The following is a 14,465-nucleotide window of genomic DNA, read 5'->3' as shown; positions in this document are numbered from 1 at the left end:
CTTATTCTTTTTCAGGCAGTGCGATCTGGTTATTCGTGCTGAACTGATAATCTTTGAACACATGTTCTGCACTCAGAATCTGATATGAACCATCTTCCAGTTTATTGGTGGTGTCTTTCAGTTTGTAAGTCAGATGACCGCAAGTCCAGCAATTGAAATTGCGCATGTGAGTACACAGACAGGTTTTGTCCATCACGCTGATTTTTTTCGCATCCGGATGCGCCGCCACTTCGCGGTTATACGAAGTGATGTAAGCGCAGTTACCGTTGCCATCCAGCAGATAACCGTAAGATTCGCAGCCCGGACGAATGCCGTCACCGATGGCCGGTGTGTTTTTCAGCATACGCATAGGATAGCCGGTCGGGGAAATCTGGTTGACCTGAATATCGTCTTCGCTGGCTTTGAAGTATTCCTGTTTGACTTTGTCCGGCAGACCGCATTCTTTGGTGACGGTGAAGCGGGTTGCCACCTGCACACCGGCCGCGCCGTTTTCGAGGAAAGACACCGCATCGCTGCCGGTGAAAATACCGCCCGCTGCGATCAGCGGAATATCCAGTTTTTCTTCTTTCAGCCAGTGGTGGATTTCGGTGATGATGGTTTGCAGATCGTATTCCGCCCAGTCCATACCGAAGCCCAGATGGCCGCCGGCCAGCGGGCCTTCAACGATGACGTAATCCGGCAAACGGTTCAGCTTCGCGTTTTTACGCAGGAATAATTGCAGTGCGCGCAGCGAAGAAACGATGATGCCGAGCTTGGCTTCGCGGAAACGCGGATGGTCAGCGATCAGCGCGAACGAACCCAGGTGCAGACCGGCGCTCATGGTGATGCCGTCGATGCCCGCATCCAGCGCGGCTTCCAGACGCACTTTCAGGGTTTCTTTCGGTGCATTCATCGTGAGCTTTTCCATGCAGTTCACGAAAATCATGCCGCTGCCCTGTTTCGCTTCCATGGTTTTACCCACATGCAAACGGGTGGCTTCTGCGAGATGGGCCAGATCAAATTTCACCTCGGATTTGTCCGAGTTATTGATGTTGTACTTGTACTGACGGGTTTTTTCTTTGATATAGCTGGTGTCAAAGCGGCGGTCTGAAACATCGTGCACCATGGCATCCGAGATATGACCGATACCGCCCAGACGTGCGGCAACCAGTGCCAGTTCTGCGGTGGAAATATCGACACCCATCCCACCAATCATGATAGGAACCAGTTCATCTTTGCCTAACTTCAGGCGGAAATCATCTAAACGTTTCATTGCTTTCCTTGACACAACGGGCCTGATCTCCCCCCGTTTGCAGGCCCCTGGCACACGGTAAGACTATCCGTCAGACGGACAGCGCCCAAGATTGTAAGCCAGTCGCAGGGGGATGCGGGAATAATTTCAGAGTGTGTAATGGTGTTTTTGATAATCAAATTTCGTTAAAAAACATTGTTATTTGATGTTGTATTTATTGCTATGTTTTTACGTTGCCTGCAATTGAATTCAGTAAGCCATAAATTAGGTGGCGTTAGATTGAATTCTCTAAAATTCGCAAAGCCCTGCGCTTGAAAAAATGCTGACTTTCTGGCATGCCCGGAAAGGCATTTTTTTCGTTTTTTTCACACAGGATTGACAGGGATCAACCGCATTGTTGCATCGCAATATACGGATTCTGCATTTCAGCCAGTGTGCCTGCGGACTGTGTCAGGCTGATGAAAAGCGCCGGATGGCTGCGATTCCTGTGTCACCGGTGGAACACAGATGCCGAAAATGCGGCGGCTGAGTCTGTGGGTAAATCGCAAGTTATCCTCGCCTGCATCTGCCGCAGCGCAACCTGATCAATTGTGCAGACATCGTCATTTGTCATTTTCGGAGGCCCGGACTTTCTGCCGACGACCGCCGCATCGCTGTGCTGAACTCCGCATTTCAGGCATTTTCAGCCCGAAAACCGGTTTTTCAGAGGCTGCGGCATCAGTGAAGACAGGCAGACGGATGGCAGAGCGGCAGACAGCGCACAATAAAAAACACCGCACTCCGGTGGCCGGAGGCGGTGCTGGATTGCTGTCATTGCAGAATCAGCGGCTGCGAAGGCAGCTCGCTGTTTCTGATGGTCAGGATCAGCTCAGTGTCAGACCGGCAGTTCCGGCATTTACGGTGGCGGTGGTGATACGCGCAATCACATTCGCCGGTGCAGTCATGCTGCCGGTGTTCACCAGCTTATTGACTTGCTTGAACTGCGCAACCAGCTTGCCCGGTGTCAGTGTCACCACGGTATAGCCCTGTGCATCGGCGTTGATATGCTTCATCCACGGGTTGCTGTTGAGTGCCGACAATTGCTGCGCCAGACCGACCAGACTGGTGTTGAAATCGCTGTTGGTTTTCAGACCCGCCAGTACTGCAGCGACGGTGCCGGTCAGGGTTGCGCCTTCCGGTACACCTTTGGCGGCCAGTGCGCCGGTCAGTTGCACGCGGATTTGTTCCGCCAGATCATCCACCGTCGGTGCTGCTTTGCCCATGGTGTAATCCAGCAGATTGACGTTGATCGTGACGTTGCCGATGTTCGGTACCGGAATTGTCAGCGGCCAGAAAATGATGGTTGCCAGACCGGTGGAACCTGCGCCGTCTTTCAGATAAGTGAAGAAAGAATCGGAGCTGATACCGGCGCTGACCAGATCCACCATCACCGGTGTGCCGCCGTTCGCTGCATCAAAATCGGTGTTGACGGTACCGGCAAAGAAGCCGTGAATATCACCGGTAATCGCGACCACGTTGCTGATTTTGGAAGTCTGCAGGAATTGCATCAGCGCTTTACGTTCTGCGTTATAACCATCCCACTGATCGCAGTTCAGCAGGAAGCGTGTGAAGAACGAAGACAGCGCAGCTTGCTGGCCGGATGCAATCACGAACTGGGAATTCTGTTTATTCGCCTGTACATCCGGTTTGATGAAACCGAATGCGATGGTCTGCGCCGCAGCGCCGACCTGCGTTGCTGTACCAGCCGGTGCAGCGGTTTTGGCGGCATTGTAAGCAGCCACGGCAATACCTGCCTGTGTTGCGGTCAGACCGGCGGAAGTTGCGGCGCTCAGTGGATTGCCGGACATCGCATCGGCGGTGGCAATCGCAATACCGGCACCGGCAGCGACTTGCTGGCTGGCACCGGCAGTCACCGCAGCAACCAGTGCAGATGCGACCAGTACATTGCCTTGCAGCGCGGGATTCGCCAGCGCGCCGGTGATACTGCTGGCCAGTGTCGATACAGAGTTCAGTGCGATCAGGGTAGCAATTGCATCGGTGCCGTTCAGGCCCATGCGCAGCAGCGATACTTCATTGCCCCAGACTTTCCATGTGGCGGTGGCGGCAGACATTTTGCCTTTCCACCAGTCGCGCTGCGTTTTACCAAGCATGGAGGTGTTGGTCAGCGGATTGCCGGTCATTGCGGTGGCCGCAGTGACTTTCTGGCCTTCGAGCGCATCGAACACATCTTTCGGCACGATGTAACGGGAACCGAGGCTGCTGTTCAGCGGTTTGCCGGTCGCCGGATTCATCAGGTTTTCCGGTACGACGTGATCGGTACGGTACAGACGTTCATCCGTCATCACCAGTTGCATCAGCTTACCGAACTGGAAGTCGCGGTAAATCTGGATGTTCTGGAACGTGGTATTCGCATTATCCAGATTCACATCCGCTGGCATGTATTCAAACCATGCCTGATTCGCAGAGCGGCGGCGGGTGGTATTGCGGACATTGTTGCCGGCGCTGTCCAGACTATTGTTTTCGTAGGTGACCGCATCCTGCCATGCATCATCAGAAAATTCGTGGTCATCCCAGGTTGCGATCATCGCAAAGCGCTCATGCACTGCTTGCAGACGCGGATCGCTGCGGTACATTTTGTACAGATAGCGGTAATCGTTGGTGGTGGTGGCGTACTTCGCTGTTGTCGCTTTACCGTTCGCATCGTTCAGTACCGTACCGTCCGGCAATTGCAATGCGGTATGACGTGCTTCCACGCTGCCGGTCTGGAACGAAGCACCGACGGTTTCGTACACGTAGTCACCGAGATGCACGACGAAATCCAGATTTTCATTTTTCGCGATGTAATCAAACGCGCCCCAGTGGTTGACGCTCCAGTCCTGACATGTCAGATACGCAAACTGCAGTTGCGATAAGTCAGCACCGGCTGCCGGTGCAGTTTTGAAACGGCCGACATTCGAACGCACATCACCGGCAACAAACTGATAGAAATACACGGTGCCCGGCTGCAGGCCGGTCACTTTGTTGCGGACGGTGTTATCAAAGCTGGCCAGTACCGGCAAACGGGTATCGACCACAGCCGTACCGCTGAGTGCAGCATTGCTGCCCAGTGCGCTGCTGTTATCGGCTGCAGTCACTACCAGACGGATGCTGACATCGTTACCGGCTGCGGCAACGCTGGCGATACCGGCGCTGGCCGGTACCACGCGGGTCCACAGCACCACGCTGTCCGGACGCGGATCGCCGGAAGCAATACTTTGCGGGAAAATCCAGCTGCCACCGCTAGCGGCAGGCAGGGCTGCGGTTGTGGTATCTGTGTTATTGCTGCTGCCACCGCAAGCGGTCAGTGCGGTGCTGGCAACGGACACAGTGAAAAAGCCACTGTATTTCAGAAACTGACGACGATCCATCTGGGTTTATCTCCTGATTTATTGTTGTATATGCCACTTGCTTCTTTTTCTTGTGAGCAAGGACAGATACGGACAATAGTGCAAATCAGAAAACGATAGGTGGCGGATGTTTCCGCCTGATGACAAAAGCTCTAGAGGAATTCTTCTATTTACAGAAACTAAAAAATAAAACAGGCAAGCGGTAACCCGGATGCCTGTTTTATTGAATGTTAATAAGTTTATTTATAAAAACAGCGGCCGCAGACATGCTGGTAACGTTCGTTGCCACCGATATCAATCTGCGCGCCTTCGGTGATGCGCTGCCCCTGCTCACTGACGCGGATATTCATGGTTGCTTTTTTTCCGCAGGTGCAAATGTTTTTCAGTTCTTCAATGGTGTCAGACAGCGCCATCAGATAGGTGGAACCGGAAAACGGTTCGCCGAGGAAATCGCTGCGCAGGCCGTAGCAAATCACCGGAATGCCGCGCACATGCGCCAGCTTGTGTAACTGGCGTACCTGATCTGCCGTCAGGAACTGCGCCTCATCAACCAGAATGCAGCTGACATCCGGTGCCTGCGCGAAAAAATCAAACTGGCCGTCAAAGGTTGCTGCATCACGCTGCGGGCCGAGCCGCGATGTGACTTTGCCGACGCCGTATCGGTGATCAATTGCGGCAGTGTACAGAAACACATTCTGTCCCTGCTCTTCATAGTTATGTGCCACTTGCAGTAAGGCAGTGGATTTACCGGCATTCATTGCCGAATATCTGAAATACAGTTTAGCCAATTACATCACCCTGCTGATAGAACGCCGGAACGCGGAGGAAAACCGGTATTGTAAGCCGCAGCGCCTGCTTTGCTAAGCCGCTCTCAGAATAATTTCTTTTTGGAAATGTTTGTGCTGATGGCGAATTTACCAATGTGAAGAATCTCACACATTTCGTCACAAACATGAACAAAAAACACCGGATAGTCATGTTGTTTGTTAAAAGATTGCGCTATGATGAAGAAACAACACTTCATTGTCAGATTAAAAATCTGTCAGCAGTATCCCCGGTATCAGGCTTTGTTGGTTTCTTCATCGTCGATGTGTATCGTCAGGAAAGGATATGGTATGTCCAAGACCATATTGGTTGTAGATGATTCTGCCTCTGTGCGTCAGGTTGTCGGTATTGCATTACGTGGTGCCGGCTATACTGTGATTGAAGGGATAGACGGCAGTGACGCGCTCAAAAAGTTGACTGGCCAGAAAGTGCATTTAATCATCTCTGACGTCAATATGCCGAATATGGATGGCATTACCTTTGTCACTGAAGTCAAAAAACTGCCGGCTTATAAATTCACCCCAGTGATCATGCTGACCACCGAATCCCAGGAAACGAAAAAACAGGCCGGACAAGCCGCCGGCGCAAAAGCCTGGGTTGTCAAACCTTTCCAGCCTGCACAAATGCTGGCCGCTGTTTCCAAACTGATTCTGCCTTAGGAGTGCGTCATGCAAGCTACCCTGGTGGAAGGCGAACTGACGATTTACACCGCTGCGCAGGAGAAACAGCGTCTGCAAAGTTTTCTTTACAGCGACGATGATCTGGAGCTGGATTTGTCTGCCGTGACAGAAATTGATTCAGCGGGCTTGCAGATTCTGATCGTACTGAAAAAAGAAGCGCACAAGCTGAATAAGCGACTGCGCTTTGTCATGCACAGCAAACCTGTGCTCGAAATACTTGAGTTCACCAATCTGACGGCCTGGTTTGGTGATCCTGTCGTTCTGGTGCACTGAACCCGGTTGTAAAAGACAGGGCGATTGCCGGAGTGCGATCGCTTTTTCCATCGAATGCAGTTCTGCAAACGGAGGTGGGAATGAGCTTTGACAGTGAAATGCAGGCAGCGCTGGAGACTTTCGTTGCAGAAAGCCGTGATCTGCTGCAAGACATGGAAGAGCTGTTACTGAATCTGGAGCACAGTGACAGTCCGGCAGACGCTGTGAATGCGATCTTCCGTGCGGCACATACCATCAAAGGCTCTGCCGGTCTGTTCGGCATTGATCACATCGTCAAATTTACTCATACGCTGGAAAGTCTGCTGGATCAGATGCGGGACGGCGAGATTCAGGTCAGCAGTGGTCTGATTGCGGTTCTCTTGCCATGTCGTGATCACCTGATGGCGCTGATCGACGGGATAGCTGCAGGACGATTACAGGACCCGCCTGAGCTGGCTGAGCATGGCGCTGAACTTCAGCACGCTTTACAGCAATTCATGGATGGAAAAGCGGGCGCTAACGCGCATGTTGCCGAACATCAGCCGGATATTCAGCCGATTGCCGGAGCGCAGGCTGCGGTGGATTCGGGAAACTGGTATTTGTCGCTGCGATTTGGTCCGGATTGCCTGCGCAACGGGATGGACCCTCTGTCATTCATCCGTTATCTGAGTACAGTCGGCGACGTGGTGCATTTAAGCACCATCATTACTGCAGTTCCTGAACTGCCACAGATGGATGCTGAGACTTGCTATCTGGGATTTGAAATTGTCCTGAAGAGTGCAGCGACCAAAGAAGCCATTGAAAGTGTGTTTGAGTTTGTGCGCGATGACAGCACGATACGCATTATTGCGCCAAATAGCCGTGTAGATGAATACATAGAGATTATTAAGGGGCTGTCTGAAGACCATGAAATGCTGGGTGAGATTCTTGTAAAAAGCGGCGTACTGACACGCCATGAACTGGAATCCTGTCTGCAGAAGCAATCCCGGCAAAGAGAGCAAAGTCATGGCGGGCAAAAAAATCCGCATATCGGTGAAATTCTGGTCAGAGAAGAACTGATACAGGCACCGCTGGTGGATGCAGCACTGCACAAACAGCAGCAGGTTAAGGAGCAAAAAGCCCGGGAGCGCCAGAGCATCCGTGTCGATGCGGAGCGACTGGACAAACTGATAGATCTGGTCGGCGAACTGGTGATTGCGGGTGCAGGGGCCAATCTGCGTGCCAGCAAATTGCATGATGAAAGTATGACGGAAGCCACCAGCGAGGTCATGCGGCTGGTCGAAGAAGTGCGTGACAGCGCACTGCAGTTGCGCATGGTGCCGATTGGCACGACCTTCAGCCGCTTTCAGCGCGTGGTGCGTGATGTCAGTCTGGAGCTGGGCAAAGATATTGTGCTGGATATTACCGGTGGCGAAACCGAGGTGGATAAATCTGTGGTCGAGAAGATCGGTGATCCGCTGATGCATCTGGTACGTAATTCTATGGATCATGGCATCGAACCGGTTGCAGTGCGGGAAGCACGCGGCAAACCGGCACAGGGAACCCTGAAACTGCATGCTTATCATGAATCCGGCAGCATCGTGATTGAAGTCAGTGACGACGGTGGCGGCCTGAATAAAGACAAAATTCTGGCACGTGCGATCGAGCGCGGTCTGATAGAGCGCGATACGGTGCTGAGTGAAAAAGAAATTTTTGAACTGATTTTTGAGCCGGGTTTTTCCACCGCTGAGCAAGTATCCAGTTTGTCCGGCCGCGGCGTCGGTATGGATGTGGTCAAGAAAAATGTGCAGTCGCTGCGTGGTGTAATCGAAATTGATTCTGAGATGGGTGTCGGCACCACCATGCGTCTGCGCTTACCGCTGACCCTCGCGATTATTGACGGGTTTCTGGTGGAAGTCGGCGAATCTGCATTCGTGGTGCCGCTGGATCATGTTATCGAATGTCTGGAGTTGCCACAGGATGGCTTGCAGCAGGATTACATGGACTTACGCGGAGAAGTGTTGCCGTATATACGCTTACGTCAGTTATTTGATATTCAGATGCCATTGCCACGGCGTCAGAATGTGGTTGTGGTTGGCTACGGCGGGGAAAAAGCCGGGCTGGTAGTGGACAGGCTGATGGGAGAATTTCAAACGGTCATCAAGCCACTGGGCCGCCTGTTTCAGCATGTGCAGGGCATAGGCGGATCGACCATTCTGGGCAGCGGGCAGGTTGCACTGATACTCAGTGTGGCGGCGATGCTGCAGCATTCTAAAAAGCAGGAGCAGCAATTTTTGCAGAGTAGTCCGGCGGCATTGCCGCTGATTAGGGAAAACTGAAATACACGGGGAAATATCAGATTCGGGAAATACGCCTGTATAAGAGAAAGGAAGCGCAAATGAAATCGCTGATTGAATCACTGAAAATGTGGCAGAAATTTGCCCTCGTAGGAATATTCGTAGTCGTGCTGTTTGGTTTGCCACTTTCTCTGTATGTACATGGTATCAACAGCGATATTCAGGCAACCGCGCATGAGCAGTCCGGCATCACGACCATGCCTTTACTGGCAAAAACCATACAGCTGGCACAGCGCCATGCCGGCATGAATACACTGGTCATTCTGGGGCAAAGTGAAATGCGCAGTCAGCGCGATGCAACCGCGCAGGAAATGACGGCATTGCTGGATCAGCTTGTGGTGGCAGCACGCCAGCACGAGGTGTTGAAAATTGAAGAGAATGTTGGTCAGCTCAAGCAAAGCTGGACCGCCCTGCAGGCGGATGCGGAGCGCATCAAACTTGACGAAAACCGGGCACGCCATCTGGCGATAATTACGCAAGCATTTCAGCTGATCGATAAGGTGACCGATAACTCTAACCTGATACTTAGTAACGATCCTGCGACATTTTATCTGGGTGCACTGACGACGGATAGCGTGATACGTATGACCGAAGACGTGCGCAAGGTACGATCCATGGGGCAGGATATACTCAATGCAAAAGCGCTCAGTGAAAAAGACAGAAATAAGTCAGCGGAGTTGTATTCCATCATTGTTGAGGGAAATAAGCGCAGTGAAAGAATCTATAACAAACTGATTGCGGTAGCGCCGCAATATAAAGAACAGATCGGGGCCCGCTTCACTGATCAGAATCAGAAACTGGCCGAAACCAGCAGGCTGGTGTCAGAGCAAATTCTGGACAACAGTCGATTCGATTATGATCCGCGTGAATACTCAGTAAAGCTGTCTGCGGCGATTGATGCAGTACATGAACTGGAACAAGCTTTACTGAAAGTCGCAGCACAGCGGACCGAAGACCGCCTGGCTGAGCAGAAAGCACTGCGTTTGAAAATGGTGGGCGCCTGCTTACTGCTGTTTCTGATTGTGGTGGTGCTGGCATTCATAATGATACGGATTATCATTTTACAGGTTGGCCAGGAGCCGGCGCTGGTGGTGGAATTTGCCAGCAAGGTGTCGTCAGGTGATTTTTCCGCCGAACTGGCGTTGCGGGAGAATGACATCAGCAGTATTTCCGCGAATCTGATTGCGATGGTGGGAAATATTAAAAATCGCATGGAGGAAGCAGACGCAGTCGCCAAAGAAAATCTGCGTATCAAAATTGCGCTGGATAACTGCTCCACCAATGTGATGATTGCTGATAATGACAGAAACATTATTTATCTGAATAAATCTGTTTCCGATATGCTGCGTGCAGCTGAAAATGATATTCGTAAATCCCTGCATAATTTCAGCGCTGCGCGTTTGCTGGGAACCAATATCGATCAGTTCCATAAAAATCCTGCGCATCAGGCGCATATGCTGTCCACATTCAATAATAATCACCGTGCCGAAATCCAGATTGGCGGACGTACATTTGCATTGTCCGCTAACCCTGTCATTTCAGACAAAGGTGAACGTCTGGGCAGTGTTGTGGAATGGAAGGACAGAACTGAGGAAGTCGCGATCGAAAAAGAAGTCAGTGCCATCGTCGAGCAGGCTTCCCGCGGCAATTTCAAGGCCAGAGTTGTGGAAGAGGGTAAGCAGGGCTTCTTCCAGAAACTCGGACATGATATCAATACCCTCATGGTAGCCAGTGACACCGGGCTCAGCGAAATTCAGCGCGTGCTCGGGGCGATTGCGAATGGTGATCTGACCCAGACCATAGACCGCGAATTTCACGGCGCATTCAATGATCTGAAGCAGGCAGCAAATCTGACGGTAGGGAAACTGTCGCAGATTGTGACGGATGTCATTAACTCGACAGATGCTTTGTCGAATGCCGCAGAGCAGGTCAGTGCCACATCCCAGTCGCTGTCGCAGGCTGCCAGTGAGCAGGCGGCCAGCGTGGAAGAAACCTCCGCCAGCATTGAACAGATGGCTGCCGGTATTAACCAGAATGCAGAAAATGCCAAAGTGACGGATGGCATTGCCGGAAAAGCAGCGCGTGAAGCACAGGAAGGTGGCGAAGCAGTCAAACATACGGTCAGTGCCATGAATGATATCGCTTCGCGTATCGGCATTATTGACGACATCGCTTATCAGACCAATATGCTGGCGCTGAATGCAGCGATCGAGGCAGCGCGTGCCGGTGAGCATGGTAAAGGTTTTGCGGTGGTAGCGGCAGAGGTTCGTAAACTGGCTGAGCGCAGCCAGGTTGCAGCCAAAGAAATCGGCGATCTGGCCAGCGGCAGTGTCAAAACCGCAGAACGTGCCGGTGAACTGATTGATGAAATCGTGCCGGGTATCGGGCGTACTTCGGATCTGGTGCAGGAAATCGCCGCTGCATCGCAGGAACAATCGGCCGGTGTTGGTCAGATCAATACCGCGATGAATCAGATGAATCAGATCACTCAGCAAAATGCGTCGTCCAGTGAAGAACTGGCGGCGACAGCAGAAGAAATGACCAGTCAGGCTGAACAGTTGAAGGAGCTGGTCAGTTTCTTCCGCATCAATCAGGATAACTTGCGCAGCGATCATGATGTGGTGCAACCTTTGCGCGCCGCCAGACATGAGCGCCGGGCGCGTAATGTGACTGCTGCACATTTTGATGAAGCGAAGTTTGAGCGTTTCTAGGAGACTGCTATGGGAACGCTTGCAGCAACAGGGATGGCAGCATCCGGTGTGGCAGTGCATGACGCCAGGATGCCGGATGACAGCGCGCAGTATCTGACCTTTATGTTGTCGGGAGAAGTGTTTTCTATCCCGATTTTGCCGATCAGGGAGATCATCCAGTTCGGAGATTTAACCGAAGTGCCGATGATGCCGCCGTTTATACGCGGGGTGATTAACTTGCGCGGCAAGGTGGTGCCGGTGGTGGACCTGAATGCCCGCTTTGGCCGCGAACTGACTGTCGTGGCCCGACGCACCAGCATTATCATCATTGAGTCCGGTGAGGAGCAGGAAAATCAGGTGCAGGCGATGGGTGTGATGGTGGACGCCGTGAATGAAGTGGTGGAAATCCCGGGGCAGGACATAGAACCGCCACCTTCTTTCGGTGCCAGAGTCAGACCGGATTTCATTGCCGGTATGGCCAGGCATCAGGGGCGTTTTATCGTCCTGCTGAATCTGGCGCAAGTGTTATCGGTTGATGAAATGTCCAGTCTCAGTAAGCATCTTGCCGGAACGCAGGAGCGGGAGTATGAGAGCTGAAAATTTACGCGGTAAGCCGGTGCTTGAATTGTCGGCACAGGAATTTGACTGGATATGCCGCTTCCTGTACGAACGTACCGGTATCGCTTTAAAGGACGGTAAGCAGGCAATGGTGATGGGCCGCCTGGAAAACCGGCTGCGCCGTTTACAGCTGGCGCATTATCAGCAGTATTTCAGCCTGCTCGGGCGGCCGGGTTATGAAGAGGAAACCAGGCTCGCACTGGATTTGCTGACGACCAACGAAACCTATTTTTTTCGTGAACCACGGCATTTTGAATTTCTGCGGGAAGTGATTGACGGAATACGTGGCAACAGCAGTTTCCGTATCTGGAGTGCGGCCAGTTCCAGCGGCGAGGAAGCCTATACCGCGGCAATGGTGATTGCGGATCAGGGCAGACTCAGTCGCTGGGAAATTACCGGTACCGATATTTCCGAGCGTATGCTGGAAAAAGCCCGTTTGGGCTTGTATCCAATGCAGGCAGCGGAGAAAATTCCGCCGGCTATGCTGAAGCGATTTTGCCTGCGCGGTAAAGAGGAATATGAAGATTTTTTTATGATTGATCCTGTGCTCAGGCAAAGGGTTAATTTTCTGTCCGTAAATCTGATTCAGCCTTTACCGCCTTCGCTCGGTGAATTTGATCTGATTTTTTTACGCAACGTCATGATTTATTTTGACTTGCCGACTAAGCAAAAACTGTTACGCCACATGCTGCCGCATCTGAAGCCGGGCGGATATTTGCTGGTTTCCCATTCCGAAACGCTGAATGGCGTCAGTAATGAGCTGAAGATGCTGTTCCCATCTGTTTATCAACGGGAGATCTGAACCGGCAACGGCACAGAGGTCAGCGATGAGTACGCCCGATTTTCTGATTGATATATTTTTGCAACCCGGAGAATTTTACTTTGGTGATGCAGATACCCGGATACGAACGCTGCTGGGCTCCTGTGTCGCGATTACGATGTGGCATCCGCAAAAAAAAATCGGGGGCATGTGTCATTACATGCTGCCGTTCAGAAAGAAGGATGCTGCGCACGAACTGGATGGAAAGTATGCGGAAGACGCACTGGCGCTGTTTATGCAGGAAATACGTGCCAGTCGTACTCAGCCGCGTGATTATCAAATAAAGATGTTTGGTGGTGGCAATCAGTTTCCGGCGCATGGTAAACAGGTATTTACCATTCCGGACCGCAATATTGATGTTGGCAGGCAGTTGCTGGAAAAGTATGGATTTCAGATCAAAACCGAGCATCTGGGCGGAGTCGGGCACCGGAATGTGATGTTTGATGTCTGGTCCGGCGATGTCTGGGTGCGGCACGTGGAAAAAGTGATACTGCCATGAGTAAAAAAATTAAAGTCATGCTGGTCGACGATTCAGCAGTAGTGCGCCAGGTACTGGCGGCGGTGCTGGCACGCGAACCGGGTATTGAGGTCATTGGTACGGCGGCAGATCCTATTTTTGCGATGAGTAAAATGGGGCAGGACTGGCCGGATGTTGTGGTGCTGGACGTCGAAATGCCACGGATGGACGGTATTACTTTCCTTAAACAAGTGATGGCGGTACGTCCGACGCCGGTGGTGATTTGTTCTACTCTGACAGAAAAAGGGGCCGCTACTTCGGTGCAGGCGATGGCTGCCGGTGCGGTAGCCGTTGTCACTAAACCTAAGCAGGGATTGCGGGATTTCCTGGCCAGCGATGCCGGTGATCTGGTGCAGACGGTCAGAGAAGCAGCGATGGCAGATATGCGCCGCATGCGCGCAATGACAGCTTCGCCGGGTATGGCTGCGGCCGGAAAAGTACCTTCCTTACAGCCACCGCCGGTTTTTGCCGAAAGCCGCGAAAAGCCGGGCGCGATGACGGTCACCACTGACAAACTGGTGGCAATCGGCACATCAACAGGTGGTACGCAGGCATTGGAAGTGGTGCTCAGAAGCTTGCCACCGGATGCCCCCGGGGTCGTGATCGTGCAGCATATGCCGGAGAAATTCACCGCCGCCTTTGCCGACCGCCTGAATAAGATTTGTCAGATCGAAGTGCGCGAAGCGGTGCACGGCGACCGTGTGCTGGACGGGCTGGCGCTGGTCGCGCCCGGTGGCAAGCATATGCAGTTACGCCGCAACGGTGCGCAGTATCAGGTGGATATTTTCGATGGCCCGCCGGTCAATCGCCATAAACCCTCGGTGGATGTGCTGTTCCGCTCAGTCGCCAAACATGCCGGTGCAAATGCGTTGGGCGTGATCATGACCGGTATGGGGGACGATGGCGCACTCGGTTTGCTGGAAATGCATCAGGCCGGTGCGGAAACGCTGGCGCAGGATGAAAAAACCTGTGTGGTGTATGGTATGCCGAAAGAGGCGGTGAAGCATGGCGCGGTTGACCGTATCGTGCCGCTGCAGGAAATCGCCGGACTGATCAGTCAGTACGGCAAGCGTCACCGCTGAGGCCTTCCCTGAAGGCGCGGGCGCAACG

The 14,465-nt window shown here is 52.5% G+C and carries 11 protein-coding genes; 8 read left to right on the top strand and 3 right to left on the bottom strand.

The window, feature by feature from the left end; genetic code table 11:
* Position 1: 1 nt before the first annotated feature.
* From IE092_RS13600 to IE092_RS13590, 3 genes are all read right to left on the bottom strand, one after another.
* The gene (locus tag IE092_RS13600) at positions 2-1,252 is read right to left on the bottom strand and encodes a nitronate monooxygenase (protein ID WP_189357746.1); all 1,251 of its coding nucleotides are present in this window, start codon (positions 1,250-1,252) and stop codon (positions 2-4) included.
* Between the two features lie 842 nt (positions 1,253-2,094).
* A complete protein-coding gene (locus tag IE092_RS13595) occupies positions 2,095-4,638 on the bottom strand; it encodes an alkaline phosphatase D family protein (RefSeq protein WP_189357745.1) in 2,544 nt (847 codons plus the stop codon).
* 218 nt (positions 4,639-4,856) lie between these two features.
* Positions 4,857-5,405, bottom strand: a complete 549-nt coding sequence (locus IE092_RS13590) for a thymidine kinase (protein ID WP_189357744.1) — start codon at positions 5,403-5,405, stop codon at positions 4,857-4,859.
* A 327-nt stretch (positions 5,406-5,732) separates the two neighbouring features.
* Between IE092_RS13590 and IE092_RS13585 the strand changes: the two genes are divergently transcribed.
* The 8 genes from IE092_RS13585 (at position 5,733) to IE092_RS13550 (ending at position 14,437) form a co-directional block, all read left to right on the top strand.
* Positions 5,733-6,101 (top strand): response regulator, encoded by a 369-nt coding sequence (locus IE092_RS13585; RefSeq protein WP_189357743.1) that lies wholly within the window; start codon positions 5,733-5,735, stop codon positions 6,099-6,101.
* Positions 6,102-6,110: 9 nt separating this feature from the next.
* Positions 6,111-6,395, top strand: coding sequence for an STAS domain-containing protein (locus IE092_RS13580; RefSeq protein WP_189357742.1), 285 nt, complete (start codon positions 6,111-6,113; stop codon positions 6,393-6,395).
* Between the two features lie 80 nt (positions 6,396-6,475).
* Positions 6,476-8,692: a chemotaxis protein CheA gene (locus IE092_RS13575; RefSeq protein ID WP_189357741.1), complete on the top strand. Its 2,217-nt coding sequence runs from the start codon at positions 6,476-6,478 to the stop codon at positions 8,690-8,692.
* A 59-nt stretch (positions 8,693-8,751) separates the two neighbouring features.
* Positions 8,752-11,421: a methyl-accepting chemotaxis protein gene (locus IE092_RS13570; RefSeq protein ID WP_229793174.1), complete on the top strand. Its 2,670-nt coding sequence runs from the start codon at positions 8,752-8,754 to the stop codon at positions 11,419-11,421.
* A 9-nt stretch (positions 11,422-11,430) separates the two neighbouring features.
* On the top strand, positions 11,431-11,997 hold the full coding sequence (locus IE092_RS13565; protein ID WP_189357740.1) for a chemotaxis protein CheW: 567 nt from the start codon (positions 11,431-11,433) through the stop codon (positions 11,995-11,997).
* Entirely contained in the window at positions 11,987-12,820 is an 834-nt protein-coding gene (locus tag IE092_RS13560) for a CheR family methyltransferase (RefSeq protein WP_189357739.1), read from the top strand. The genes IE092_RS13565 and IE092_RS13560 overlap by 11 nt, the downstream gene beginning before the upstream one ends.
* A 25-nt stretch (positions 12,821-12,845) precedes the next feature.
* On the top strand, positions 12,846-13,337 hold the full coding sequence (locus IE092_RS13555; protein WP_189357738.1) for a chemotaxis protein CheD: 492 nt from the start codon (positions 12,846-12,848) through the stop codon (positions 13,335-13,337).
* Positions 13,334-14,437 carry a protein-glutamate methylesterase/protein-glutamine glutaminase gene (locus IE092_RS13550; protein ID WP_189357737.1) on the top strand — a complete coding sequence of 368 codons (1,104 nt, stop codon included), beginning with the start codon at positions 13,334-13,336 and terminating at the stop codon, positions 14,435-14,437. Before IE092_RS13555 ends, IE092_RS13550 begins: the two co-directional genes overlap by 4 nt.
* Positions 14,438-14,465: the final 28 nt, after the last annotated feature.

The sequence above is a fragment of the Cognatundibacterium squillarum genome (assembly GCF_014652435.1).
Taxonomy (GTDB): Bacteria; Pseudomonadota; Gammaproteobacteria; order Burkholderiales; family Burkholderiaceae_D; genus Undibacterium; species Undibacterium squillarum.
The sequence above is the reverse complement of the archived record's forward strand: the minus strand, read 5'-3'. Positions and strand labels throughout refer to the sequence as shown.